The organism is Candidatus Nanosalina sp. VS9-1, from assembly GCF_047555085.1.
GTDB lineage: Archaea > Nanohalarchaeota > Nanosalinia > Nanosalinales > Nanosalinaceae > Nanosalina.
Window position 1 is genome coordinate 536,843 of record NZ_CP180230.1, and the last position, 24,505, is coordinate 561,347.

A 24,505-nucleotide genomic window follows, 5' to 3' on the forward strand; every position below is an offset into this window, starting at 1 on the left:
AAAAATGAAAGGAGGAAGCCTTTAACGCCTCTTCTCCTGTTTCTTGTCCTTTTTCTTCCCGATGACGGTGTTAAGTTCATCGAGGACTTCATCCATGACTTCAAGCATGTCCCATCCGTCTGCCTGGACATTTGTGATGCCGTACTCTGAATAGAGCTTGGCATTGAACTCGTAACGGTGTTTCTTGCCGTCTTTCTCCGCTTTCTTGATATGGATCGTCAGTTCTTCAGGACTCTCAAGCTTTCTTCCAAGTGAGCCACGGAGCTGTGTCCTTACTTTTTCATGTAAAGCTGCTTTTTCCTCAGGAACTTCTAGGCCTACAAGCTGGACAAGTACTGTGTTAGAGGCCTTGAGGCTTTCAAGGTGATCGATAAGATCTTTCGCAGTGACAATCGATTCAGGGTACTTACCATCGACGAATACAATCTCTCCTGAATCCTGATCTGTCATCATGCCGGCAGCTTTGTCGGCTTTCATGTGTTCCTCGCTTGTCGTCACTGTACGCTGCATCAATTCCTCTACAGGGATATCCGACATCTTGTCTTTCTCGTCTCCACCGGCGATATTGATCTCTTTCGTCCCGTGTCTTCCTCCTGAAGTTCCTCCAGAGTCAGGACTTTCCATAGGAATCATCGCCTTCAGAAGATCTGTACTGCGGATGATACCTGTAAGATTCCCGTTCTTATCCACTACAGGAAGACGGGAGATATTATTGTCCAGCATCGTGTGACGTGTCTTTTCCAGAGAATCCTCCTCAAAGGCCTTTATAACATCCTGTGAAGCGAGATTTCCTGTTGAAACACTGGAGAATTCTTCAGTATCGCTTGCAATTTCAAGGAATTCTTTGTCACCGACTACTCCCTGCACTTTTCCTCCTTTAACTCTTACAAGCAATTTTCGTCCAGAGTTAATCCTTAGATCAGCTAGATCAATCAGCGAATCATTTTCATCGTATTCTGGAGGCTGATGAAGCACCTTGCTTATCTTGGTCTTCTTTGGATTGAACTGGAGATGTCTGATAAGCTCTCTATATCCTATAGCTCCCTGGAATTCTTCATCCTTGACAACGGGAACTGCACGGATCTCTTCTTCCTCCATCAAAGCTTTGATCTGTGCAAGATTTTTCTCAGCGGATACTGTTAGAGGATTTTCATTTTCGACGTCAGAGGCCTGAATGTTAGCTGCATTTTCCATTTTTTTGTTACACCTCTAATCTACAAGGAACTTGTTCTGATCTTCATCCATATCGATGAATTTTGTAGCTGACTCTCTGATCTCCTTGGCAGATGAGCGTCCGAAGCTCATGACTTCGACACGGCATCCCATCGCCTTCAGGTGATCAACAAGAACTGCGAAGTCTCCGTCTCCTGTAACAAGGACGACTGTATCAAGCTTCTTTGCCTGCTGGATCATGTCTACTGACATTCCCAGATCCCAGTCTCCTTTCTTGTCACCGCTGTAGAACTCTTTCAACTCCTTGATCTTGACCTCGTAACCGATTTTACGCAGGGCCTCGAAAAAGTTTTCCTCATCAGGAGTATCTGCCTTGATAACGTATGCAGATGCTCTTACAAGCTGCCTGTTCATCACAGCCTTGTCAAGAAGCTTCTTGAAATCAACTTTTGCATTATAGAGATTTTTAGCACTGTAGTACATGTTTTGGACGTCCACAAAGACGCCTACTCTTTGATCGTCGTGAATTTCAGTCATTTTTCAAATCACTCTCAATAAAAGACCCTTGAAAAAAGGCCTATACCGAATTTTTAAGTCGAAAATTTTCCAATTTTCAAGGATAAAAACGACGGCGAGGCTTAAAAGTTAACCGATTCCTGAAAAATCAGGAACCCTTCACAGAACTGACATGAAGGCCTTTACTTCCGACACCGTACAGATAACTGACTTCGCTTTCTGTCAGAGGCCTGTCATAAATCCGCAGTTCATCGATAAATCCATTGAATCTTTCGTCATCAGAATACACTCCGCCGTCACGTCCTGTACTTCCGACAATAAAATCATCTCCAGGCGTGGTCCAGGAAGAACTCTGCATTGAGGCCTTGAGCTCTCCGTCTATATACAGTTTGACTTCTCCCGAAGATTTCCTCGTGACAACGGCGTGGTACCACTGATTCTCCGAGGCCCCGGCTTTTGATTCAAGATTCGTCCTGTCAAATCGGAAGACAAGATCATTCCCGCCGTCAATATAGTTTTTATCGAAGAGAAATCCCCATCCTGCCGTAGTATCAAATCCAAGAAGCCTGTCGTTATTATCAAGGCCTGTCCTGTTGTACCAGAAAGATATACTGAATTCTTCAGAATCAGAGAACTGGAAGTTAGGCCCGAGATTGACATAGTCAGTGAAGCTATCAAATCTGAAACAGTTCCCATTCAGAATCCCGGAACTATTTCTGGAGGTCACACTCAAGTCAGAACTACTGTAGTCGTTGCCGGAAAGATCCAGCAAATCTCCTTCAGACTGTTCAAAATTGTAGTATGCTCTGAGCAAAAAACTGTCACCTCGAATTTACTGTAAACTTCCTCAAGTCACGGCCTCTAGTCCCCCAACGATACAGCTCGAAGACTTCTGAAGGAGACAAGGCCTTGTCATAAATCCTGACATCATCAATGTCTCCATCCATGTATTCATCTCCACTTCGGTCTCCTATACTTGTTTTAGAGAACTGTTTCGTGTTTGGAGTATTGCCGTTTCCTCCGGAGGCTGCCCTACTGCCGTTCATATAAATACTCATTTGATAATCCGACGGACGGCAAACAAAGGCAAGATGATACCATTCTGAATTAATGACAGTTTCAGGAGATGTAATATGAGAATTCTGGCCCGAATTAGAGTACCAGAACTCAGGTTTCTCGTTTTCATTTACACGTGTGTCCCACCAGGCATTAGCTCCATTTCCCGCCCATACAGTTTTCCTGGCTCCTGTACTTGAAGTATTCACCCACGCAGAGACAGTTATCCCTGTAGAAGTGAAATCCTCCGAAAGACTGTTACCAGAATTAACGCTAACGAAGTCACCCTGAGATGAATTAAATCTCTTGGACTGACCTCTCACCCCGTTTGAATAACCAGTAGACGTCTGATCACTCGAAGAATAAGAACCCCACGAATCATCCACGTTCCCATCAAAGGCCCATCTCGAGACTGCAGAAGGACTATTATCATTATTAAGAGGTCTCACATAGTCTCCATTGCCCCACTCGTAAAGCGTCTGGATTTCAGATTGAGAAAGAGACCGGTTGTATACCCTCATAGGGCCGCTTGTAAAATCTGTATATGTCTCTGACTTTCCATCCCCCTTGTTCCTTGCACCCATGAAGTATGCACAGTTCTCTGAATCATGATCTGTCTGGAAGTTAGGCATTCCATCGAAGGCCTCAGAGGCCTTTTGTACACCATCTACAAAAAGCCTGATCTGTGATCCATCGCAAGTTACCGTTATATTGTACCATTTATCAGGATCTACAGATTCTCCTGTTGAAATATGATATCTCTGAGTTGAAGAACTACCTTCACCTCTATACGCTCTCAAGTATATACCGCCTTCAGCCCAAGTGCCATCATCTACACCTACAGAAATCGAATTATCATTACCGGCATTTGAACCATCATAATCCGTCACACCTTCCATTGTATTGGCCGTGGTATTTGGCTTGATCCATCTAGAGATGCTAAAACTACCTCCTGCAGAAATTAAATCATTCATAGATCCTATATTGACATATCCGCTATTCCCCTCGAAGCTTATTGCCTCAAGGCCTCCTTTACCAGCTACGCCCTGTGTAAGGCCTCCGTTCAGATTCCCGTGATTTCCGTTGCCAGAAAGATCATAGGCCTTTGATCCGGATTTTTCGTGTAGAGGCCACCAGCCAATCAATCCAGTCATCTCTACTTAATCTTTGTAGAGGCCTGTGTTAAATCTGTTTGCAGAGAAACGGGAAATTTTAGGAGAAAAATTGATGCAGTGTCCGAAAATCTCAATGAGATTTTCTTAAGCAAGCAAATGAGAAAATTTGCGGCCGAAGCAGTATCTGCTTCTCTGAGCATCAAAAGAAATTTTTTGATGCGGTGTCCGGGATTTGAACCCGGGTCGCGTGCATGGCAAGCACGAGTCGTAGCCACTGGACCAACACCGCTTTCCTGTGTAAAGTAAGAAGTGGTGTTACTGTTTTAAATTAAATGTGGAGGCCTGTAACATGTCAAGAAAATGCCGCTGATTTAAATTAGATACGGGGTAAAAACTTTCCATGCCTGAGACAAAGATGTCGAAATGTGTTTTCTGCGGGGAATCCGCAACAAAGAAAAACTCCGCCGGACAGCCGGTCTGTAACGAACACAAGGACGACGATCCGAAGGAAGTTGCCTGTCCGGAATGCGGGATGCCGATGAAGATCAAGGAAGGCCGCTACGGATTCTTCTGGGGATGCGAAGGATACCCTCAGTGCGAGGAAACTTTCCAGGTAGAGGCCCTGATCGACGACGAATAAAAAACAAAAACTTTTATTGTTACCTGTAGATAGTTACAGCATGAGTGGTGCTGATTTCTTCGATACCAGGATGGAAACAGTAGATGACGTGGTTGAGAAGATGGATCAGTTCGAAAAATTTCTTGATGAGAGAGGCCTTGAAAGTTTCAGGCCTTTCCTGAGAGCATACAGAAAAATTACTCTGAAAGTGATTCAGGCCTCGGAAAAAGACGTCTTCGATAATCCGGGGAAGCTTGAGGAGCTTGATATCCGTTTCGCAGAGCCTTACTTTGAGGCAATGGAGAAATATTTTCTTGAAGGAGAGAAAAAACAGCCGTGGAAAGAATACCTGAATTACGTTGAGAGAGATGATTCAAGGCCTGTGCTGGAGCTTTTGCTTGGTATAAATGCACATATCAACGCTGATCTGGGCCAGGCGATGAAAGAAACTGATTACAGCGAGAGACAGGACTTCGAGGAGATAAACAGGATTCTTCTGGAGGCATTGATCCCTGTAATGGCCGATACAGCTGTACAGAGGAAAGATTTCGAGACACTGGGATTCCTGGGCGTACAGCCTGTAGCATTCCTGGGCCTGAAAAAAGTAGTTCAATGGAGAGAACAGGCCTGGAAGAACAGAAATAAGGACATCACGGTACTGAGAAAAGAAACAGAGAGGAAAGCCTGTGAACTGATCGGCATAAGACATGATAACTCGCTGAAAGGCCTCTTCGAGAAGCCAGGAAAGATTCTTTCTGCATGAAGTCCAGTATTAAATAACTATACGGATTCAATAATTTACACGAAAAGGGCCTGTAGCTCAGCTGGACAGAGCACTCGGTTCCTAATACCTGCTTCTGCGAAGAATCCGGGTTTGAGAAAATCTTTTTGATTTTCGATGGAAATACCGAGAGGTCGAGGGTTCAAATCCCCCCAGGTCCGTAAACTCTTTTTGAGGGATTTGACAGCGATCAAGAAAACAGAGAGTTTTCGGCGGGTTCGAATCTCATCAGGCTCGAAAATTTTTCCCTAACTTTTTTGTGGAGGCCCTCTACAAATTTTTCTATATAGAGGCCATCGCTACTCCAATAACTATCAGTAATGTGGCAACGAGTTTCTGGACGAGTATTTTTCTGTCCAGTGGTTCATGGATGATTTCAGGATGCAGTTTGCTGATTGCTGTTGCTGCGAAGAAGATCAAAAGAAATCTTGTCTTTGTAATTGTTGAGACAAGTACTACTGAGCCGAGTGAGACTGCGAGGAAAAACGTGGCCTGTGCGACTCCTGAGACAAGGCCTGAAAGCATCATGAGTTCAAGGCCTTCAGTATTTTCTTTTATGGCTTCGCGTGATCTGTAGATCAGAGGTGCTGAGAACAGCATTCCCATGATTCCGAAGTAGAATAGTAGAGGCCAGATCTCGATTCCTGTGGACACGTGTTTGAATATGACTTCTCTGACTGAGTATGCGAATGCGGATGCGAGTGCTGCTGCAAGGCCCCAGCTGGACTTCATCTTTCTCAGGCTGTGCAATGGATCTTCAAGCGAGATCAGGATACATCCAAGTACTGTCAGGGCGACTCCTGCATATGCAAGAGGTGTTAAAAGCTCCCCTAGAAAGATGAATGAAAGTACCGAGATGAATACTATATCGAATGAAAGTACTGGTGCGAAACGTGATACTTCTTCGCTGCCGACTCCGGAGAACCAGAAGTAGTTGGCCAGTACGTAGAGGCCTCCGATCAGGACTCCTGCGAACAACGTGCCTGGATTGAAGCTGAATCCTCCGATGAAGTAGGATATAACGACTACTGCAAGACAGTTGAAGAATGCGTGGAGGCCTCCTGTCCCCATTGGATCATCGAGTTCTGAATCGATCACGAACTTGTCAAGTAAAACAACGAACGCCCAGCCGACTGCTGCAGCAAGCGCAAAAAGTATCCATAGCTCCATGGAAAAAATTTCCTGACAGCGTTTATTAATATTTCAGGCCTCTTTGCTCCAGAGAAAAATTCCTGTTTTTCATACAGGATTTTTCTGGATACTGTAGGCACTCTTTAACTGGATATTAAAGAAATTTGAGAAAGTTAGAGGCCTTCTAGTTGCATTCAAGGCTGCCTGATGTTCTAGGCATCGGATACTGTGCCATGAACAACTGCATTGAGCCTTCCATGTCGGCCTTCGAGTTTATGTCAATTTTTCCCCTCATTTTTTGATTTCCCCTCCCAAGGTAAGTTTTTCTTCCGTAATCCATGCTTGTCCGCGGTAGAATTTAAAAAGTTTGGTCCTGAAGTAGAGTGGCTTATTCACTGTGTAAACAGAACTTTCGCCCCTGGCAGGCGATTACCGAGAGATCAGTCGGTATTTTATTATTCAGAGAAAGAAAATTAGTTTCCCAGATGCATTCGGCACCATACGAGATAAAAATCAGAGCGGATTCTGGGGAGGCCTCCAAGGAGCACAGTTTCCGCTCAGCACCCGGTATTTCCAGGCCTGAAACAGCTTTGAGAGAGGAAATCATGCTTTTGAAAGCGGCAGATATAGAAACTACTTCATCGGTGCTTGTTATCGATTCAAGGATCGGTATAGAGGGCGTGGTGATCGGTGATAGAGCAAGGAACGGCAGAGTGATGATGACAAGCTCCCGTACACGTGAAACACTGCTTTCGGAGCTTAACAGGAAGAGAAACGATCCAGAGGCCTCTACAGAAGTCATGCTTACATCGAATATTTCAAAGGACTCTCTCAGGAAGTACGAAAGAGCTGTCTATGCGCCAAGGGATAAAGATCCACTCTACCTTGTTAAACAGAAGATGGTGGAGGCTTCACAGGTTCTGCGTGATTCAGGGATTCTTTACATCTCCTCAAGCAGCAAAGTTGCCTCGAAACTGAAGGATTTCGCCAGTGAGTTTGGAGAAGTACGTGAAACAGTGGAGAACGGCGTTTCCGTACTTGAGATAACTGTTGAAGAGGCCTCTACAGAGAATGTTGTGGAGGAAAGCCGGCTACAGCACTCTATCAAAGGAGAAAAAGCAAAGTTCAAGGCACTGAAAGGCCTTTTCACGGGCAACGACATGAATCGCGTTGAGATGCTTTCAAGGGAGATAAGCTCAGGAAAAGGCAAATTACTGGATGCCTCATGTGGATTTGGACTTGTAGGCATATTTGCATCGAAACTTTACGGCTATGACGTAGACTTCACAGATAGAGACAGATATATGACAGACTACACAGAAAACAATGCCTCCTTGAACAATCTGGAAGACTTTGAGGCCTTTACTGAAGATGGAGTGGAAAATTTTCCGTCGATGAAGTACGACGTGATCACCTATCAGGTGAGCGAAGGTTTTGACAGCAAAGTTTTCCGCCAGGATATGAGAGACTGTTTCAAGGCCCTGAAGAAAGGAGGAGAGTTATTCGTGGCTCACAGGAAAGATTTCAGGCCTGAAGGTACGTTGAGAACTGTCTTCGGGAACTGTGATGTGCGGAGAAGGGAGTTCGATTTCCAGGTTTCTTCAGCTGAGAAATAGGATTTTCGGTGTTTACTGGTGTAAGGGATTGCTTTCTGGAGCGTCTACCGGTGCATATAATTTATTAATAATGCGGAGGTATTGGTTAAACATGGCTGACGACGATTCAGATTTTAAAGATATTCTAGAAGGAACGGTCGATGAAGTGAAGGATCGAATCAGGGATCTTGACACACCTGATTACGAAGGCCTTCTGGATGCAGAGAAAGAAGGTAAAGACAGAAAAACTGTGAAAGAGTTCCTGGAGTCCAAGCTTCCTACAGATGATGAGGAAGAAGACTCCGAGGAAGAGTCCGAGGAGGAAATAGTCGAAGAGATCGAAGAAGAGACTTCTGGAGGTCTACTGGGATCTTACTCGCCGACATCTGTACTGGCGGGCGGAGTTATCCTAGGCCTTGTAATCGGATTCGTAGCAGCAGGTTTCGCAGGTGTCTCCGGAACTGCAGATACCGGAACACAGGCTGATGCAGAACTGGTAAGACAGTCTGTTCAGACAGTTGCAGGCGTAGGACTTAACACTACTCCTGACGTTTCAGAGCCTGTTGTCAGACACTCCATGTACAACATGAACGTTTCTACTGACGTACCTACAGAGAACGGTACAGTCACGCAGTCACAGGAAGTATTCGTCACACTTGACGGAGAATACCTGTTCATCGCTCAGAAACAGTTCGGACAGTACATCAGACCACTTGACCTTCAGAACGCTGTACAGCGCGCACAGGCAGCACAACAGCAGCAGACGGTCAACGAGTCCCAGACAGGCGACTCCTCGGATAACACAACCGAGTAAAAACTTCACTCCACATTTTTCTTTTATTTTCTCCAGCTTCCGGAAATTTTCTTAATTGTTGACAGACCAGTCTCTAACATGAAAACTGTTACAGTAATAGGAGGCGGAGTCTCAGGCCTCCAGGCAGGAGTATTCACAGCTAAAGCCGGAGAAGACACTCTTGTACTTGACACAGGAGAATCTCTTGTAAAAAATACGTCAAATATCAAAAATCTAATAGGCCAGGACTCTATAGCCGGAAATGAACTACTGAAAAAAGGAAAAGATAAACTCGAAAGATTCAACGGCGAACTGAAAGAAGAAAAAGTAGAAAAAGTTGAAAGAACAGATGAAGGCCTCAAAGTAACGACTTCTGAAGACGAGTACATGACCGAATACGTCGTAGTGGCCTCTGCCGGAAATCTTGATTTCCTTGAACTCGATGTAGAGTTCGAAGACGGCGCTGAAGGCCCATACATGATGGATAAACATCTGAAGACCGACGACTCCAACAAGGCCTGTGAAAACGTTTATGCAGCCGGCCTGGCGAACTCCTGGGAGTACCAGACGTCTATCGCTATCGGAGACGGTGCGAAAGCTGCTGTAAATCTTCTCAGCGATCTCAGGGATGAGCCTTACACAGATCACGATACCTAGAGGCCTCTCCAATGAAGTACGACGCAGTGATCTTTGACTTTGACGGAGTTCTCATCGACTCAGGGTTCGATGGGTTTGAATGGGCTTTAAAGGAGCGTAAAAAACTGGCAGAGGTGAATGGCTGGGATATAGACTTTGAAACAGTCGGACAGGGAGTATTCCAGCCACAGGACGTCGAACTGGAGAAGATCCTTGAGAAGGAGGGCCTTTCCTGGGAGCAGCTGAAACTTCTTGAGAAAGCTGTTGCGGAGAGGAAAGTCGAGATGGCCTCTACAGGAGAGCTTGAAATCTTCAACGACGCTGAAATAATTCTGGAAGGCCTTGACTGTCAAATGGCAATCGTCAGCAACGCGTACAACGACTATCTAGCAGGAATAATGGAAGGCCTGGAGATCAAGGATTATATGGATTTCTGGATCGCTCCACGTATCGAAAACATACGCAGCTACCGGGAGAGAATGAAACCGGAACCAGAGATGGTCGAAGAAGCGCTTGAAGAGCTCGGTACAAGGAATGCGATAATGATCGGGGACCAGATAGAAGATATTATGGCAGCCAGAAAGGCAGGCATCGACTCGATATACATAGACAGGAACGGCGACACCGAGGAAAAAGCAGATCACTCCGTTGAAAGCCTGAAACAGGCCCTGGAAATCATCCGGAGTTAACTTTCTCTATCATCTTCTCCAGGCCTTCTATTAGACGCGGTGAAGGCCTGTTCAATAGAGAATCATCGACTACATAGACTTCCTCGTTGTCAACGGCGGATATACTCTGCCAGTCGCTTCTCTTCTCCAGTTCCTGCGTGCTCAAGGCATCTCCAGCACCGCAGATATTCATGAAAATATATTCAGGATCAAATTTCTTCAGTTCATCTATTTCAAATTCTCTGCTTCTCTCGCCGTCTTCCAGGAACGGTTCTCCGCCGGCTTTTTCGATCAGGCCTGGAATCCAGTTCCCTGATGCCATCGGCGGATCCATCCACTCCTCGCAGTAGATTCTCGGCGATCCCTCAAACTTGAGGCCTTCCAGATCGTTTTTCATCTCTTCTACAAGTTTTTCAGCTTCTTCCTTTCTGTCCACGACTTCTCCGATCTCGATTATACTTTCAAATACTTCTTCAATGGAGTGAGGCTTCACCTGGTGTACTGGAAAGCCTTTTTCCTGGATTTTTTCGACGGCCTCGTCCTGAAGATCATCCGATGCCAGGATCATATCGGGATCGAACTCTATGATTCTCTCGATCTTGGGATTCGTCCATCCTCCGATACTCGGCTTTTCCAGGGCCTCTTCCGGATAACTGCACAGCGAAGTCGTTGCGACGATATCGTCTTCAGCTCCGATAGCATACAGAATTTCGGTGTTCGACGGCGCCAGGGAGATGACTTTCATGGAGAAAATTTTGAGGCCTGAAAGTTTTACAAGTATTTTTACAACAAGATTTTTTCTGTGGATCTGAGTTTTCGAAGCTTCATCAAAGATATTGCATTCAGGATACTGATGGCAGCTGCAGGAGTAGGCCTCTTCGTATCTCTCGCACTAGCCGGCGACTACTTCGATATAGGCCTTCTTCAGTCATCCGGAGGAATACTTCTCGTACTCCTGATTGGAGGCCCCGTTACATTCGTAGTGGCTCTTTTACTGTACTACACGGCTGGAAAAAGAGTTTAACTTTTTGCTCTCAAAAATTTGATACAGTTTCTATGAGCAGAGACATATACGATCTGGATGAAAGCGAGTACAGAGTCCTTGACACCACATCCGAAGGCCCTATAACAAGTGAGGAAGTTATAGAAAAGCTTGAAGATCCTGACAGCGAGGCTATAGCTCAGGATGATTTCGATGATAGAGATTATACTCTCAGAGATTATTTCTGGATAGAGGAAGATCAGTTCCCGAGAAATATCAGGGACAACAAAGACAATCTGGCGGCAACTGCCATAGGACTGGGAATTTTCTCCGGAGGACACTACATTGCGTACCAAGATCCTTCGATAGCGAAAACAGCACTTGTTTCTGTCCCTCCTGCAATGTATCTTTCAGGCCTCAGAGTTCAGGAACAGGAGCTTGGAGAGGCCTTGATGAACTCGGTAGAAAATCTCACAGAATAAAAGACAGAAGTTACTATCATCTAGTTATAAAAATTATCTTGTATATATGTTTTTTATGACAGGAGTTATCGCCGATAATGAAAAAGAATACGACGCATTGGATGTTGAGGCTGCGATCGACGATGCGTACACTATCGCAGAAAATATTGATACATACCGAGATGAAGTTGAAGATGCTATAGAGATGATAGAAAGTATGCCTTACGCCGTGAACGAAGACGGGACTTATACCGAAGGTCAGCTTGAACAGACTATCAGAGGCCTTAACACTCTGGAAAATATTCAGCATCTTGCAGATCCTAACTCATTTGAAGGGAAAAAAGATCAGGAAGCTGCTGACAGCGTAAGATTTATCGAACGTACACTTGAGCACAGGGCCTTCAGGCCGGCAAGAGATGAAGGACGTTTGCAGATGGATGAAGACTAGAGAAAAAAGGCACCTTCCAGGTTCGGCATCCAATTTTTAATTATAGCTTTCTGATATCCAGTTATGGAAATTACAATCGGAGCGCATGTAAGCATCTCGGGCGGAATGGACAAAGCAATCGAAAGACAGGAAGATATCGGAGGAAACTGCGGCCAGATATTCGCAGGAAGCCCGCGTACCTGGAGCGTCTCAGAATATGAAAAAGAGGAAGGAGAAAAGTTTCAGGAGATGCGAGATGAGAAAGGCCAGAATCCTTACGTGATCCACTCCACCTATCTTGTCAACCTTGCAACGCCAAAAGACGATCTCTTCGAGAAATCGCTGAACTGCCTTCAGAGCGAGCTTGACGCAGCAGCAACTCTCGGCGTAGAATACGTAGTATTCCACCCGGGAGCACACACAGGATCAGGCCGCGACACAGGTGTAAAAAGGATCGCAGAAGGAATCGACGAACTGGATATACCGGAAAATGTAACTCTTTTACTTGAAAACACCGCTGGAAAAGGTACAACACTCGGAAGATCGATGGGAGAACTCAGAGACATGATCAAACATGCAGAAACTCCTGATGAAAAGATCGGAGTCTGCATTGATACATGCCACGCACACGCAGCAGGATACGACCTCGTCAGTGAAGAAGGATTCCAAGACTTCCTTCAGGAGATCAAAGAGGACATAGGCCTTGACAAGATCAAAGTACTACATCTCAACGACTCAAAAGATGAACGAGGAAGCGAAAAAGACAATCACATGGATATAGGCTATGGAGAGATCGGCGATGAAGGATTCTCAAACATCGTCAATGCTGAAGAGTTCGAAGACCTGCCGATAATCCTGGAAACACCAAGCGACAAGAGAGCAGGATACAAGGAGAACCTGGAACACATCCTGGAACTCAGAGAATGAAACCTCCAGAGAAACTCAGGGAAGACGAAAAGTTAAGGCCTCTGATAGAGGAACACGGCGAGCTGGAACTTGAGGCCTCGGAAAATCCTTTCGAGAGAATGGTAACATCTATAGTAAATCAGCAGTTGTCGACTCAGTCGGCAGAGGCCATCAGAAGTCGTCTGTTCGATAATTTCGAGATATCTCCAGAGGCCTTGCTGGATGCTGACAAGGAAGAACTTGCGGATGTAGGCCTTTCAAGGCAGAAGATCGATTACATCAGATCTGCGGCCCGGCATTTTATCGAGGATGATCTTTCAGTGGAAAAGTTTTCCAACATGAGCGATGAAGAAGTTATCGATGAGTTGACTGATATCCACGGTGTCGGTGACTGGACTGCGAAGATGTTCATGATCTCGGTGCTGGCCCGTGAAGATGTCTTCCCTGTTGAGGATCTGGGTATAAGGAGGGCTATGGAAGAGGTCTATGGCCTTGAGTCGAGAGGTGAGATGAGGGAGAAGGCGGAGGACTGGAGGCCTTACAGGGGTCTGGCTTCGCGTTATCTGTGGCGGGCAGTTGATTGAGGCCTTAAATCATTAGTTCATCCAGTTCGTCGGCAATTTCTTCACGTGAATAACTGTCTTCGCTCTGCGCAGCGTATTCATTATCCACAGCTTCAAGATGATCGTAGACGTCTTCTACAGCTTCTGTGATGTCATCAGCTTCCACTGATACAGAGGCCTGTCTCGGATTTTCAAGATTCATATCTACTTCTTCAGGGCCTACTGCTTCCAGTGCTGCCTTCTCAAGTTCGCCATCAAAGTCGTCGTACATCCATTCGTTGAAGCTGTAAGTAAAGTTTTCATCGCCTGAAGTACCATGGTACTGTATATCAACGCCGAGGCCTGTATAAGGTAGCTGTTCAGTCCACTGTGCTCCAAGGCCCTGACTGGAAATAAGTTCAACGGCATCAACTACAGCTTCGTTCCTTGAATCGCCAATTACTTCTGTAGCCGCTATCTCTCTGTCCAGGCTGTCGATGTAATTAAGCAGCTCTGCTCCTGCATGTTTAAAATCCTCCATCTGCACATGGACTCCTGGCTCTCCAACAGCAGCCTTAACTTCTTCACCGGAAGCATCTATAGCAGCCTCAGTAGTTGCAATTATGTTCTTTTTATCGTAAACTGCCTCATCCATACTGATCTGTACGCTAACCGCATCTTCATCAACGTCAACCACTGCAATATCAGCTTCAAAACCTGTTCTAGTCAGCGGATAAGACATAGAAACTGCTGAATCATTTTCTCCGGAGTCTGAAACAGAGTCCGTGCTCATACAGTTGTGATGAATAAGTGACAGTTAAAAAGTTTCTCTTTTTTACTCGAAGTCTCTGATATCTACAAGCGAGACCTGAGTGAAGAAATCCGGGGAATCCAGTCCAACTTTATCCAGGGCCTGAGGAGGAATCCCGATATCTGCTACGTATATCTCGCCAGAGTTCTGATGAGTCATCGAGGCTTTCAGGGCTCCAAAAGTTACCGTATAGTCAGGCCTGACACAGTTCCTGTCAAGTGTTCCAGCCTCTATATCAAGGCCTGTAGGAACATCGATTGAGATAGTTTCAGCGCTCCAGTCATTGATTTTTTCAGCAGCACTTTCCACAGGCTCCCTCAGATCGCCTTTCATACCGTATCCGATAAGAGCATCAACGTATATACTCGCCGAGGGAAAATCACGTGCAACAACACTTTGATCCAAAGCCTTCAAGGCCTCCAGCTTCTCAACTACAGTATCCGAAAGCTCTTCCTCATCAAACGGCGTGAAGACCTCTACCTCGAAACCCCACGAGAAAAGTCTCCGAGCAGCTACAAGCCCGTCAGCACCGTTGTAACCTCTCCCACAGATAACAGCTATCTTCACACCACTGGAGAACTCCTGACGCAGAAAATCAGCCACCTGATAACCAGCAGCCTCCATCAAGGCCCCTACAGAAATACCATAATCCTCCGGCAAAATCCTGTCAAGTTCCTCCAACTGGCCTCTGGAAGCTTTCTCCATGAAAAATTTCTAGGCCTCTACACGAATAAAAGTTTCCTGAGAAAAATCAACGAAGAAATTTTTCATAAGACACTGTTAGGTAATTTAAAGCTCAGGCCTCGAATATTTTCTATACACGCACACTGTGTGCGGGGGTGTAGCTCAATCCGGGAGAGCGTCCGCCTCCAGAATATTACTGGAGGAATGAGAACTGTTTCGCAAGAAACGGTTCGATGATTAAAAGATTGAAACTGGCTTACAGTTTCCTACTTCCCAGAAAATCCATTGAGGATTTTCCACTTGGAGATAGCGGAAGGTTGCATGTTCAAATCATGCCACCCCCATTTTCCCATTCCATTGCCTCAGGATATTTTTTATTCAGGCCTTTGTTCAATAGTTTCTATGAGTGACTGTCTTGTTGCTGTGCATCCTATCTATGATGTCAGCGAGCATTTTCCGGATTATCGTCTGGAGGAGCGTTCTGTGGCTGCTGTAAAAAATTTTTCAGGAGATACTCTATGTCTTGCTTACAAGGATGGAGAAGGTGTTAGAAGGCCTTATGGAGGAAGAGATCTGTATGGCCATGTTATAGATGATCCTAACTATGGTGAAGTTCCTGATCCTGTAGCTGAGATGATTGTGAAGAAGTATGATCGTGTTTTCGTAATGGGAGGATTCTTGACGGCGTGTGTATCGAAGTTTTACTCGAAAATACAGTCTCTGAATGAAAAATCCGGTGAAAATACTGAAATAGTGATCCTTGTTGACCTGCTTATCTCACAGGCCAAGAAAAAAGTTGAGAGGGAAGTTAACGGAGAAAAAGGGGAGATATGTCAGGGAATCCCCGCTCCAAGCATGGAGTGGGAGACTAACTATGAAGACAAGATAGCCAAGTACTTCGGAGCTGAAAACGTAGAGGCCGTTGAATGGAGGACTATGAAATAGTCGCTAGGATACTTTTTCGGCTTCAGGCCTCAGCTTGAAATCTTTTGCCTGTTATACTTCTATGTGATGATCAGGGAGAAGGATGGGATCCATATCGATAGTTCAAGATTTGTGATGGATGCCCGAAGCACGAAGGGAGAGATAAATTTTACTTCACATGCTCACATGGATCACGTCCACAGAAACTCTGAAAGTGTAGTGGCCTCTGATCTAACGGCGAAACTGGCCTCTGAAAGACTCGATAAAAAACTGGAGGCCTCAAAGCATCCTGATATCCGTCTTCTGGATTCCGGGCATATACTGGGATCTTCCTCTGCGTTGATTGAAAACGGCGATGAAAAAATTCTTTACACGGGAGATGTTTCACTTCAGGACAGGGCCTATCTGGAGGGATTTGATCCTGTTGAAGCCGATAAGCTTGTAGTGGAGTCTACATATGGAATACCGGCTTACCGTCTTCCTGATCAGAGGGAAGTCGAGAAAGATATCAAGGCCTGGATAAAAGAGACGGAAAGTCCTTTCCTTTTCGGATACTCTCTGGGGAAGGCCCAGAAGATCCAGTACCTTGTACAGGAAGTAACTGACAGGCCTCTAGTAGCTCACGGCGCTGTGAAAAAGATGAATGATGTCGTGGAGAAGCATACTGATCTGGAGTTCAACGCTCTGGAGTACGGCGAGAACAAGGATTTATTGAGGAAAGGTGAAGGAATCTTCATAGGGCCTACAAATTTCTCCCGTAAAGATGCTTTGAACAGGCTTGTCGACGAGGCCTCCGGGAAAAAGGCCGGATTCTCCGGCTGGGGAGTACAGGATTCTTACAGGCATCGCGGCGGCTACGACAAAGTCTTCCCGTACTCGGATCACTGCGGATTCGACGACCTGGTGGAGCTCGTGGAGAAAGTCGATCCCGAGAAAATCTACACCCACCACGGATTCGACGAGGCCTTCGCAAAGCACCTCTCCAGTAAAATGGGGTACAACGCCAGAGCGTTGAAAAATAATCAGGCCTCGCTGACAGATTTCTGAAAAAATTTGGCGGAAGATTTTAACGTCAGCAGCTTCATCAAGTAAGTATGACACATCTGGCGGATAAAATCTGTAAAGTCGCTTCTGAAGGAGAAGGGCTGAAAGGCAACGACGTGCCGCATTACAGGGCACAGCTCCACAGCGACTGGGATGTCCGGGAGGAAGCACTTACACGTAAATTCAGTTTCAGGGATTTCAGCGAAGCAGTGGAATTCGCCCAGGACTTAACAGATCTCGTGGACAGTCAAGGACACCACCCCGAAGTAAATCTTTCCTACGGCGAGGCCTCTCTGAAGTTCTCAACTGAAGAAGTAGAAGGCCTACACGAAAACGACTTCATCATGGCCGCAAAAATCGACAGACTCCACAGAAAACTTGAAGCACAGGAAAAGGCCTCTAACTAGACTTCTAAAAATTTTTAGTTGAACGTGTACAGTCGGGAGAGTGCTGCGTCGATGAATTTCTGTTCTTTGTCCTCGAAAAGCGGCGTCGCGGCTTCTATAGTCATCCTTCCGTTGGATGTAAGCTGTTTTCCGATCTCTTCACGGGAGCTGTGAGAGTTTTTGACTTCTCCCTGAAGGGCCTGACTGATTTTTCTGTTCTGTTCTTTCCCGTGTTTGTCGAAGTCTGTCAGTACTGCTGTTCTCTCCGATCCTCTGGAGACATCTTCGACGAGATCTTCGATAGTTCTCTCTGCGGATAGAAAAATTTTGCCGTCGAATCCAAGCTTTCTCATCACCTGTCGATCCGCAACTCCTTCGACTATGATGGAATCAAGATCTCTATCAAGCTTCTCTACAACGGCCTCGAGCTGTTTCAGCTCTTTGAACTGTTCCTGACGCATTATAAATTTCTTTCTATACGTACAGATTTTTAACGATTTTTTACATCTCCATTGAGGCCTTGACTTTCCTGCTGAGTACAGGACTTACAGAGGCCTGATATACTGTCTTCACTGTGTCTCTGAAGCTTGAAATATTTTCCACTGTGTCTCCGTACTTTATTTCTCTGTCCTCAGTTATCTCGAACTCTATCTGGAATTTGCCGTTCTTTATCTGTCCGAAGTCTTTTCTGGCGTTGATTTTTCTCTCCTTTATGGATTCAAGAGCTTTCGAGTTGAGATGTACTTCAACACGGTGTTTTACATCGTTCTCTGTTGCGACACGGGCCTTGAATCCGACTTCGTGGGTGTCCTCTATCTCTATGTAGCCGTCGTGCCATTTCCTCTGAGTTGAGATCTTTGGAGTGAACAGCTCTGCGACTGTCACTGGGGACATGATCGAGGCCTCTTCTCTGATCTCCTCCTCGATCTTGTTGAGTGGCAGTACATGAGGCGAGTCGATGTCGGCGTCAAAAGTATCCAGAGCTGCGAAGAATACGTCGCTACCGGAGTCCTGCATCAGATTTTTCGCCTCCTCAACTTTTCCAGGGACGCTTCTCAGGGCCTCTCTTGAGTAAGGTATATCTATCAGAAAGATCTTGTTCCGGTGTTCATGCGTCAACTTCGCCTCTACAGGCAACTGCTTCTCGAAAGGCGCTTTATCAAGATCCAGGCCTATATAACTTGTTTCAAGCTCTTCAAGCGTGTTCAATGCACGTTTTCTTGCATCCTCGAAAGGCTTCAGTGATCGTGACAGAAGTCGGGCCTGGCTCTGACTTAACTGCTTTCTCTCCAGCATCTTCGCCACGTCCCTGACAACTTTTTCAGTATCTGTATAGACAAGTTCCTTCTGCAAAAACTGGTGTATAGATTTGAAGTTGACGTGCTCGTATTTCTCTGTATCAACTTTTCCACCGGCGCTTGTAACAAAAATTCCACGGAACTCGTGATTAGAGGCCTCGTTCAGCTCCAGGCCCAGATCGATAGGATTGGATTTCAGCATTTCAAGATATTTTTCCATCCTCTGCCTGTCATCGGAGTTTATCTCCGGCTTGTTTTTGGCATCGACCACCCAGACCTCTTTTTTTCCTTTTCTCGTGATTCTTCCCACGAAATCAGGCCTTGAATCATCTCTCAGGCTTCCAACTCTTTCGGAGTGATCCATGTAGCCTTCGTACTGTCTAAGAACGTCTAGGACATCTGTCTGGAAGACCATCCAACTGCTTTCGTCGTTGCCTGTCATTCTATCACTTCGTAGTCGTCGATCTCCCCATCCCCGTTCATATCCAGTCCCTGTACTACTCTGTAAAAATCCCCTTCGCTGTAGTTATCTACTAGGCTTTCCAGGTTTTTGAAGGCTAGCACCGCAGCCTCTGTACCAGAATTTCTGACACCGGCTACAAGGAAAACAGCTTCGTCCTCGTTTTCAGGATTAGTCGTCTTCGCAACCACGCCGATAGCGTCCTCGCTGTAGGAGGTTTCTGGCGTACTTATCTCCCTGTATGGAAAATTTTCTCCCTCAAAACTTACAGGAAAGGCCTCGTTGAACCTCCGTGTAATCGTGTTAGTCAGTACTCCGCCGATAAGTATCATGCTGTCTTCAAAGAGAGAATCACGAACGATCTCTGTATCCAGGAAAACATTTTTTCCATCGGCTTCTCCAAACTTTCCGACCTCTAGGCCTATCTCGCCTGCCAGATGTCCGTCACGGGCCTGTACCTTGTCCGGGCCGTGCTGTTCCGGGGAGCCTACTACTATACGGCCTCTAACTTCTCCGTTCCGTATGAAAGGCCTGAGAAAACTTTCTGCTTTGGCATCGATTACAGGCCTGAAATTTTCTTCTCCAGAAGCTCCTGTGTCGAAGACGTAGGAAGGTGCTGAAGCAGCGTAAAGCGTTGCTGATCCTCCAGAAACTTTCTTTTCATCTGTCTGCTCGATCAGGCCCGAGTCCTCCAGCTTGTTGAAGTGGTAGTAAATCTTCTGTTTCTCCAGGCCCAGTTCCCTGGCTACCTCTCTAGGATACATTTCCTCCTCGGCCAGAAGTTCTATAATTTTTCTCCGTGTATCATCTGAAAGAGCCTTCAACTTTTCCTCGTCAAGCTCCTGAGAATCTACGGTTTCGTTGCCTCGAAAAAGCTTCACCATTTTGAACAGTACTACACTGGTCAAAGAACTTTTTTACTGCTTTCGGTGGTTTTCTGCTCTCCACATTATAAGACTTGTGGAAAAACATAGAATCCGGTACAAGGCCTATAGTACCGGTTTTTCAGGGTTTCAGAGCTTTTATTAATGAGGGATGCTTATTTGTGTACAGCGATGTGTGGGATTGTAGGATACTATGGACAGGACGAGGCCTCGGACAAGATTTATAGAGGCCTGAAGAAGCTTGAGTACAGAGGATATGACTCGGCAGGAATGGCTACTGCAGGAAATCCGACGATAAAAGTTGAGAAAGCTGTTGGAACAGTTGATAACGTCAGGCCGGAGATCGATGGTACTTCCGGTATCGGACATACACGATGGGCCACTCACGGCGGCGTTACAGAGGAGAACGCTCATCCTCATGTAAGCCAGGAGGAGAGAGTTGCTGTTGTCCACAACGGAATAATCGAAAACTATCGCGAGATCCAGGAGGAACACCTTGAAGATGTCGATTTCAAGTCGGAGACGGATACAGAAGTTATTCCTCATCTTCTGGAGAAAAAACTAGAGAACAACAGCATAACGGACGCTATCAGAGAAGTTATAGATATACTTGAAGGAAATTATGCGGTTTCTGCAGTACTTAATACCGGCGAGCTTATAGCTTTCAGGAAAGGCTCTCCTCTTGTACTGGGCCTGACAGACGATGAATACTTTATCGCATCCGACGTTACACCGTTCCTTGAGCATACTGATCAGGCAGTTTTCCTGAAGGATGATGATTACATGGTGATCGATGGAGATCACAGAATATTTAACGACGGCGAGGAAGTCGATAGAGAAGTTCAGAAGATAGACTGGGATGCAGAACAGGCCTCGAAAGAAGGATACGACCACTTCATGGAAAAAGAGATCAGAGAGCAGCCTAAAACCGTGAAAAGAGCTGCTTTTCAGGACAGAAGCGATATGGAGGAAGCTAGAAGAATGATTGAAGAAGCCGACAACGTTTACATTACAGGATGCGGGACGGCCAGTTTCGCAGCTTCCCTTGGAGCAAGGTATCTGAGAGAAGCCGGATCTAAAGTACATACAGAACAGGCCCACGAACTTGAGTACAGAAAAGATGAGATAAAAGAAGATGATCTTGTTATAGCTGTCAGTCAGAGCGGAGAGACAGCTGATCTACTTTCACTGCTTGAAGAAGTTGATTCAGATGTACTGGCTGTAGTCAATGTCGTTGGATCAACACTTGCACGTCAATCAGAACACAAGTTATACGTTAACGCCGGGCCTGAAATCGGAGTTGCCAGTACGAAAGCATTCACCGCCCAGCTTGCTGTACTGCGTCTAATATCTTACACTTTACAGGACAGGCTTGAGGAAGGACGTGAAAAGCTTCTGGATACTGCAGAAAAGATCGATGATGTTCTTGAGAGGAACAAGAAATCTGTGCAGGAATTAAGCGAATATCTTACAGATAAGGACCACGTGTACTTCATAGGAAGGAATCATGGATACGACATGGCCAGAGAAGCTAATCTGAAGCTGAAAGAGCTTTCCTACATCCATGCAGAGGCCTTTCCAGGCGGAGAGTTCAAGCACGGTACTCTGGCTCTTGTAGAGAACGGTACACCCGTAGTATCCTTCCTCAAGGACGATCATTTCGAGGCTGCTTACTCAAACATGATGGAGGCTCATTCACGTGGAGCTGATATAATCTCTGTAGGAACGAGGGAAGTTGAGGAATCGAAGGCTCACATCAGTGTTCCTGAGGATGAGAACGCGGAGATACTTGAGATTGTGCCTTTCCAGATGGCGTCATATCTGACATCAGTGAAGAAAGGAAACAATCCTGATAAGCCACGGAATCTGGCGAAGTCAGTTACCGTGAAATAAGGCCTTTTTCGAAAGATTTATACCGTTAGAGGCCTCTGGATAGTCCATGACTAACAGAAAGATTGTCTTCGGACTTGTACTGCTGACTCTTTTCATGGCTCAGGGAGCAGCACAGGAGAAAACACTGGAGCCTGTAAACTTTACACAGTTTAACGATACTTCTGGAAACTCGTCTTCAGGTGTCGAGCTCGATGTTCTGAAGCAGGTATTCAACGATAACTCCGATCAGCTTCCGTCGTTCGCCGCATCCCTGATAGGAGATCAGACTGTCAGAGTTAACATGTCCGGTATCGATGATGAAGGCCTTCTTGAGGAAAACTCGTTAAGCTTCAGAACTTCAGGCAGGAACATCACAGAGATCAAATGGGGCAGCTACAACGGCACTACACTGGAGATAAGCATCACTCAGGAGAACCTGGAGAGACTTATGGAGTCGGAACAGCCTGTAGTAGAGGCCTCACAGATGCTTAAAAACGGGGATATAGAATACGAGACCTACACCTTCACTAACAGCATCAAGTTCGGTATTCTGGAGTTCTTCCTCGGACTGTAGAAAAGTAAAAGAAACGGAGGAGAAATTTCTCTCCCTTATATTATTTCTATTTCAGCGTTCTGATGACATGACGACTACTTTTGCATCAGTTTGAGATTCTACATCGTCCTTGAACCTGTTTGTATCAGCTGTCGTCTCGTCTATATATCCATAATGGATCGGAACAACTTTTCCAGGCCTTGAAAGTTTTACAGCAGTAACTGCTTCATCCTGATTCATCGTGTAATGTCCTCCAACAGGCATAAATGCTACATCAACGTTTTCTTCCGCTAAATCCTCCATTTCCGGCACAGGATCTGTATCAGAGGCATGGTAAAATGTTACGCCGTCAAGATCAAATATTACTCCTGTACAGAGGCCTTGTGGATGGAAGATTTCATCTGCTTCCCTGTATTCTTCCATGTTGTAGGCTTCTACGCCCCTGAATCTGTGATCCTTGGCTTTTACAGTTGTTCCGGGCCTGAGAACTTTTGCCTCGAGATCTTCGGGCACTTCGTCTTCAGAATCTTCAGTGCATATCACCACTGTACCTCGTTTTTTCAGGGCCTGTATAGCTTTCTTGTTGAAGTGATCAAAATGGCTGTGAGTTGAAATTATTACATCAGCCTTATCTTCTTCGGACATATCACCCATGACTTCACTCCAGGGATCAACGTACACCGTGAACCCGTCGGAATCCTCAAGTTTTACCGATGCATGACCGTACCAGGTAGCCTCCACAGAATCAAATAACTCGCTCATAATATAACACCATCTAGAACATGTCAAGACAATCATATCAAGTTAACGGAAAAACTTTTCGAGGCCTCTAATCCCCGATAAATCTGCATGCAATATTCCTGTCCTCGAGATCTGCCTTCAAGTTGTCCCTGTTGAGGCCTTCCCCGAATCCTCCGCCGAAAAGATACGGGACAACTATATCCGGCTTAATCCTTACAGCAGTCCTTACAACATCCTCAATATCAACTTCTGTAGAGGCCTGCAAAAATGCTAGATCGACACGATTCTCCAGTTCTATAACATCTTCACGGAAACCGGAGTTCCCTGTAGCGTAGAAAGAGGTTCCCTGCATATCGAAGCGGTAGGAAAGGCCTTCACCGCTCTCCAAGGTCTCGATCTCCACACTGAAGATATCAAGAGTCTCGCCGGCTTCAACGAATTCAACGTCCTGACACGGGATTTCTTTACCGTTCAAAGAGTTCGGGAGTACAACACATGTTCCACGTCCGCATACATTTTTCAGGGCCTCAAAGTCAAAGCATTCCTCGGCAGTAATCAGAACTATACCGGCCTCGAAACGCGGCGACTGCGGACCTGGATCCACCGCTACAGTGAACTCTCTGTCCCGTACACGCAGCGATGCACCGCCATCCCAGAACACTTCAAATCCATTGTGTTCAAACAAAAGTAGTTGACACCCTTTAACCTCCCTGTGAAAGGCCTGTAAGCCGTATACTTAAATCTATTACCTGTAAAAAATCTGAAGAGAAAAAATCCGGAGGCTATACTTAATAAAAATTAGCCACCTCAAATCTTGTTACAAGGCCTAGTCGCGTTATCTGACGCGGGGGTAGCCAAGAGTTTCTTGCCAACCCAAGCCTTCATCCAGCATAATACGGTATGCGGGGGTAGCCAAGTGGTCAAAGGCGCAGGACTTAGGATCCTGTCGGTTAGCCGTTCGCAGGTTCGAATCCTGTCCCCTGCATTTCCTTCTGGAATAATTTCTCAAGTTAAATCGGTGGAAAAACTTTTTCAGACGTTTTAAGAGTTGCTAGTTATTTCATAGGCCTTGAACAGTATTATGGATTCAAAATTTGTGATTTTCGGTAAGTGGGATAACCACGGGAATGATAGAAATCTTCGTTTGACGGCGCAGGACAGTCAGAAAGTTGACAGTGATGTGGAGCTAGTGTTCAAACACGGGAACAAGCATGTATCGGATATAGAGAACGTTTCTGATCTTAAAGATGTTATAGAGTTCGCTTCTAGGAGGCCTGTCGAAGGATTTGGCATGGATGAGGCCTGTAAAGCGATTGAGCTTTTCAACGAGTATTACAGGGCTGAGATGGATCCTGAGGAAGCTCTCAATGGATGGAAGCTGGACAGAAAGATCAAGTCCTGAAACTTCGAATATCAAATTGATTTTTTAATGCAGGCCTTACAATAG

The 24,505-nt window shown here is 45.7% G+C and carries 31 protein-coding genes and 4 tRNA genes; 20 read left to right on the forward strand and 15 right to left on the reverse strand.

Annotated features, from left to right (window positions below):
• Nucleotides 1–21: 21 nt before the first annotated feature.
• The 5 genes from ACK3SF_RS03140 to ACK3SF_RS03160 all read right to left on the reverse strand — a co-directional run bounded on the left by ACK3SF_RS03140 (nt 22) and on the right by ACK3SF_RS03160 (nt 4,149).
• Nucleotides 22–1,194: a CBS domain-containing protein gene (locus ACK3SF_RS03140; RefSeq protein WP_414837240.1), complete on the reverse strand. Its 1,173-nt coding sequence runs from the start codon at nt 1,192–1,194 to the stop codon at nt 22–24.
• A 15-nt stretch (nt 1,195–1,209) separates the two neighbouring features.
• Entirely contained in the window at nt 1,210–1,710 is a 501-nt protein-coding gene (locus ACK3SF_RS03145) for an NYN domain-containing protein (protein ID WP_414837241.1), read from the reverse strand.
• Nucleotides 1,711–1,837: 127 nt separating this feature from the next.
• On the reverse strand, nt 1,838–2,503 hold the full coding sequence (locus ACK3SF_RS03150; protein ID WP_414837242.1) for a LamG domain-containing protein: 666 nt from the start codon (nt 2,501–2,503) through the stop codon (nt 1,838–1,840).
• A gap of 7 nt (nt 2,504–2,510) precedes the next feature.
• Nucleotides 2,511–3,899 carry a LamG domain-containing protein gene (locus ACK3SF_RS03155; protein WP_414837243.1) on the reverse strand — a complete coding sequence of 463 codons (1,389 nt, stop codon included), beginning with the start codon at nt 3,897–3,899 and terminating at the stop codon, nt 2,511–2,513.
• A 178-nt stretch (nt 3,900–4,077) separates the two neighbouring features.
• Nucleotides 4,078–4,149 (reverse strand) — tRNA-Gly (locus tag ACK3SF_RS03160).
• A 111-nt stretch (nt 4,150–4,260) separates the two neighbouring features.
• Here ACK3SF_RS03160 and ACK3SF_RS03165 point away from each other — a divergent pair.
• The 3 genes from ACK3SF_RS03165 (at nt 4,261) to ACK3SF_RS03175 (ending at nt 5,421) form a co-directional block, all read left to right on the forward strand.
• Nucleotides 4,261–4,500: a topoisomerase DNA-binding C4 zinc finger domain-containing protein gene (locus ACK3SF_RS03165; protein ID WP_414837244.1), complete on the forward strand. Its 240-nt coding sequence runs from the start codon at nt 4,261–4,263 to the stop codon at nt 4,498–4,500.
• Between the two features lie 40 nt (nt 4,501–4,540).
• Complete coding sequence (locus ACK3SF_RS03170) at nt 4,541–5,242, forward strand: DUF5995 family protein (RefSeq protein WP_414837245.1); 702 nt, start codon at nt 4,541–4,543, stop codon at nt 5,240–5,242.
• A gap of 46 nt (nt 5,243–5,288) precedes the next feature.
• Nucleotides 5,289–5,421: transfer RNA gene (locus tag ACK3SF_RS03175), tRNA-Arg, on the forward strand.
• A gap of 121 nt (nt 5,422–5,542) precedes the next feature.
• Here the strand turns inward: ACK3SF_RS03175 and ACK3SF_RS03180 are convergent.
• Nucleotides 5,543–6,430 carry an EamA family transporter gene (locus ACK3SF_RS03180; protein WP_414837246.1) on the reverse strand — a complete coding sequence of 296 codons (888 nt, stop codon included), beginning with the start codon at nt 6,428–6,430 and terminating at the stop codon, nt 5,543–5,545.
• Between the two features lie 145 nt (nt 6,431–6,575).
• A complete protein-coding gene (locus tag ACK3SF_RS03185) occupies nt 6,576–6,731 on the reverse strand; it encodes a hypothetical protein (RefSeq protein WP_414837247.1) in 156 nt (51 codons plus the stop codon).
• 145 nt (nt 6,732–6,876) lie between these two features.
• Between ACK3SF_RS03185 and ACK3SF_RS03190 the strand changes: the two genes are divergently transcribed.
• The 4 genes from ACK3SF_RS03190 (at nt 6,877) to ACK3SF_RS03205 (ending at nt 10,104) form a co-directional block, all read left to right on the forward strand.
• A complete protein-coding gene (locus ACK3SF_RS03190) occupies nt 6,877–8,007 on the forward strand; it encodes a methyltransferase (protein ID WP_414837248.1) in 1,131 nt (376 codons plus the stop codon).
• A gap of 91 nt (nt 8,008–8,098) precedes the next feature.
• Nucleotides 8,099–8,800, forward strand: coding sequence for a hypothetical protein (locus tag ACK3SF_RS03195; protein WP_414837249.1), 702 nt, complete (start codon nt 8,099–8,101; stop codon nt 8,798–8,800).
• Between the two features lie 78 nt (nt 8,801–8,878).
• Nucleotides 8,879–9,436, forward strand: a complete 558-nt coding sequence (locus tag ACK3SF_RS03200) for an FAD-dependent oxidoreductase (protein ID WP_414837250.1) — start codon at nt 8,879–8,881, stop codon at nt 9,434–9,436.
• 11 nt (nt 9,437–9,447) lie between these two features.
• The gene (locus ACK3SF_RS03205) at nt 9,448–10,104 is read left to right on the forward strand and encodes an HAD family hydrolase (protein ID WP_414837251.1); all 657 of its coding nucleotides are present in this window, start codon (nt 9,448–9,450) and stop codon (nt 10,102–10,104) included.
• Here the strand turns inward: ACK3SF_RS03205 and ACK3SF_RS03210 are convergent.
• The gene (locus tag ACK3SF_RS03210) at nt 10,091–10,828 is read right to left on the reverse strand and encodes a cobalamin-binding protein (protein ID WP_414837252.1); all 738 of its coding nucleotides are present in this window, start codon (nt 10,826–10,828) and stop codon (nt 10,091–10,093) included. The two genes, ACK3SF_RS03205 and ACK3SF_RS03210, sit on opposite strands and share 14 nt — an antisense overlap.
• A 57-nt stretch (nt 10,829–10,885) precedes the next feature.
• Between ACK3SF_RS03210 and ACK3SF_RS03215 the strand changes: the two genes are divergently transcribed.
• The 5 genes from ACK3SF_RS03215 to ACK3SF_RS03235 all read left to right on the forward strand — a co-directional run bounded on the left by ACK3SF_RS03215 (nt 10,886) and on the right by ACK3SF_RS03235 (nt 13,443).
• On the forward strand, nt 10,886–11,107 hold the full coding sequence (locus tag ACK3SF_RS03215; protein WP_414837253.1) for a hypothetical protein: 222 nt from the start codon (nt 10,886–10,888) through the stop codon (nt 11,105–11,107).
• 32 nt (nt 11,108–11,139) lie between these two features.
• Entirely contained in the window at nt 11,140–11,547 is a 408-nt protein-coding gene (locus ACK3SF_RS03220; RefSeq protein ID WP_414837254.1) for a hypothetical protein, read from the forward strand.
• Nucleotides 11,548–11,602: 55 nt separating this feature from the next.
• A complete protein-coding gene (locus ACK3SF_RS03225; protein WP_414837255.1) occupies nt 11,603–11,974 on the forward strand; it encodes a hypothetical protein in 372 nt (123 codons plus the stop codon).
• 63 nt (nt 11,975–12,037) lie between these two features.
• A complete protein-coding gene (locus tag ACK3SF_RS03230) occupies nt 12,038–12,880 on the forward strand; it encodes a deoxyribonuclease IV (RefSeq protein ID WP_414837256.1) in 843 nt (280 codons plus the stop codon).
• Entirely contained in the window at nt 12,877–13,443 is a 567-nt protein-coding gene (locus ACK3SF_RS03235) for a DNA-3-methyladenine glycosylase family protein (RefSeq protein WP_414837257.1), read from the forward strand. The genes ACK3SF_RS03230 and ACK3SF_RS03235 overlap by 4 nt, the downstream gene beginning before the upstream one ends.
• 4 nt (nt 13,444–13,447) lie before the next feature.
• On the opposite strand, the gene ACK3SF_RS03240 is transcribed toward ACK3SF_RS03235, so the two are convergent.
• Nucleotides 13,448–14,194: a hypothetical protein gene (locus ACK3SF_RS03240; RefSeq protein ID WP_414837258.1), complete on the reverse strand. Its 747-nt coding sequence runs from the start codon at nt 14,192–14,194 to the stop codon at nt 13,448–13,450.
• A gap of 42 nt (nt 14,195–14,236) precedes the next feature.
• Entirely contained in the window at nt 14,237–14,917 is a 681-nt protein-coding gene (locus ACK3SF_RS03245) for an NAD(P)H-hydrate epimerase (protein WP_414837259.1), read from the reverse strand.
• A gap of 130 nt (nt 14,918–15,047) precedes the next feature.
• On the opposite strand from ACK3SF_RS03245, the gene ACK3SF_RS03250 reads away from it, so the two are divergent.
• From ACK3SF_RS03250 to ACK3SF_RS03265, 4 genes are all read left to right on the forward strand, one after another.
• Nucleotides 15,048–15,240: transfer RNA gene (locus ACK3SF_RS03250), tRNA-Trp, on the forward strand.
• Nucleotides 15,241–15,298: 58 nt separating this feature from the next.
• Nucleotides 15,299–15,841 (forward strand): hypothetical protein, encoded by a 543-nt coding sequence (locus ACK3SF_RS03255; protein ID WP_414837260.1) that lies wholly within the window; start codon nt 15,299–15,301, stop codon nt 15,839–15,841.
• A gap of 66 nt (nt 15,842–15,907) precedes the next feature.
• Nucleotides 15,908–16,867 carry an MBL fold metallo-hydrolase RNA specificity domain-containing protein gene (locus ACK3SF_RS03260; protein ID WP_414837261.1) on the forward strand — a complete coding sequence of 320 codons (960 nt, stop codon included), beginning with the start codon at nt 15,908–15,910 and terminating at the stop codon, nt 16,865–16,867.
• Nucleotides 16,868–16,914: 47 nt separating this feature from the next.
• A complete protein-coding gene (locus tag ACK3SF_RS03265; RefSeq protein ID WP_414837262.1) occupies nt 16,915–17,271 on the forward strand; it encodes a 4a-hydroxytetrahydrobiopterin dehydratase in 357 nt (118 codons plus the stop codon).
• 14 nt (nt 17,272–17,285) lie between these two features.
• On the opposite strand, the gene ACK3SF_RS03270 is transcribed toward ACK3SF_RS03265, so the two are convergent.
• Genes ACK3SF_RS03270 through ACK3SF_RS03280 form a run of 3 tightly spaced genes read right to left on the reverse strand, consistent with a single transcriptional unit; the run spans nt 17,286 to nt 19,889 of the window.
• The gene (locus ACK3SF_RS03270) at nt 17,286–17,711 is read right to left on the reverse strand and encodes a hypothetical protein (protein WP_414837263.1); all 426 of its coding nucleotides are present in this window, start codon (nt 17,709–17,711) and stop codon (nt 17,286–17,288) included.
• Between the two features lie 40 nt (nt 17,712–17,751).
• Nucleotides 17,752–18,990: a hypothetical protein gene (locus ACK3SF_RS03275; RefSeq protein ID WP_414837264.1), complete on the reverse strand. Its 1,239-nt coding sequence runs from the start codon at nt 18,988–18,990 to the stop codon at nt 17,752–17,754.
• The gene (locus tag ACK3SF_RS03280) at nt 18,987–19,889 is read right to left on the reverse strand and encodes a helix-turn-helix domain-containing protein (protein WP_414837265.1); all 903 of its coding nucleotides are present in this window, start codon (nt 19,887–19,889) and stop codon (nt 18,987–18,989) included. The genes ACK3SF_RS03275 and ACK3SF_RS03280 overlap by 4 nt, the downstream gene beginning before the upstream one ends.
• A gap of 174 nt (nt 19,890–20,063) precedes the next feature.
• Between ACK3SF_RS03280 and glmS the strand changes: the two genes are divergently transcribed.
• Together glmS and ACK3SF_RS03290 are read left to right on the forward strand one after the other, a co-directional pair.
• Nucleotides 20,064–21,785: a glutamine--fructose-6-phosphate transaminase (isomerizing) gene (glmS, locus tag ACK3SF_RS03285; protein WP_414837266.1), complete on the forward strand. Its 1,722-nt coding sequence runs from the start codon at nt 20,064–20,066 to the stop codon at nt 21,783–21,785.
• Between the two features lie 46 nt (nt 21,786–21,831).
• Complete coding sequence (locus ACK3SF_RS03290; protein WP_414837267.1) at nt 21,832–22,338, forward strand: hypothetical protein; 507 nt, start codon at nt 21,832–21,834, stop codon at nt 22,336–22,338.
• Between the two features lie 51 nt (nt 22,339–22,389).
• Here ACK3SF_RS03290 and ACK3SF_RS03295 read toward each other — a convergent pair whose 3' ends face one another.
• The gene (locus tag ACK3SF_RS03295; RefSeq protein WP_414837268.1) at nt 22,390–23,079 is read right to left on the reverse strand and encodes an MBL fold metallo-hydrolase; all 690 of its coding nucleotides are present in this window, start codon (nt 23,077–23,079) and stop codon (nt 22,390–22,392) included.
• Between the two features lie 67 nt (nt 23,080–23,146).
• Nucleotides 23,147–23,743 (reverse strand): MBL fold metallo-hydrolase, encoded by a 597-nt coding sequence (locus ACK3SF_RS03300; RefSeq protein ID WP_414837269.1) that lies wholly within the window; start codon nt 23,741–23,743, stop codon nt 23,147–23,149.
• 217 nt (nt 23,744–23,960) lie between these two features.
• Here ACK3SF_RS03300 and ACK3SF_RS03305 point away from each other — a divergent pair.
• Together ACK3SF_RS03305 and ACK3SF_RS03310 are read left to right on the forward strand one after the other, a co-directional pair.
• Nucleotides 23,961–24,043: transfer RNA gene (locus ACK3SF_RS03305), tRNA-Leu, on the forward strand.
• A gap of 84 nt (nt 24,044–24,127) precedes the next feature.
• Entirely contained in the window at nt 24,128–24,460 is a 333-nt protein-coding gene (locus ACK3SF_RS03310; protein ID WP_414837270.1) for a hypothetical protein, read from the forward strand.
• Nucleotides 24,461–24,505: the final 45 nt, after the last annotated feature.